The organism is Staphylococcus gallinarum (assembly GCF_000875895.1).
Lineage (GTDB): Bacteria > Bacillota > Bacilli > Staphylococcales > Staphylococcaceae > Staphylococcus > Staphylococcus gallinarum.
This window is the reverse complement of sequence record NZ_JXCF01000232.1, coordinates 1-241: the sequence shown is the minus strand read 5'-3', so window position 1 is coordinate 241 and position 241 is coordinate 1. Positions and strand designations below refer to the sequence as shown.

Here is a 241-nt window from a genome sequence, read left to right as displayed (position 1 = left end):
CTTCAATGTCTGCATTATCCTTACGTTCTTGTTTTTTATTATAAATTCTAATAAATCTATCACTGTCACGAACACCAAAATATTTTGTTTCTGGTTTACCGTTACGACCATAAAAAATAGGTTTCTTAACTGATTTATCAGTCATCGCATAATAATCGCTCAAATCGTCTTCAAAATCAAAAGCCAAATCTAATCTTGTAAAACCATCATCTTCCATGTAGTCAATGATGTTTTGTTTTAA

1 pseudogene is annotated in these 241 nt (G+C 29.9%); it reads right to left on the bottom strand.

The features are described 5' to 3' along the window. Positions 1-241 (bottom strand): annotated as a pseudogene (locus SH09_RS14230) (replication initiation factor domain-containing protein); the annotation flags it as partial.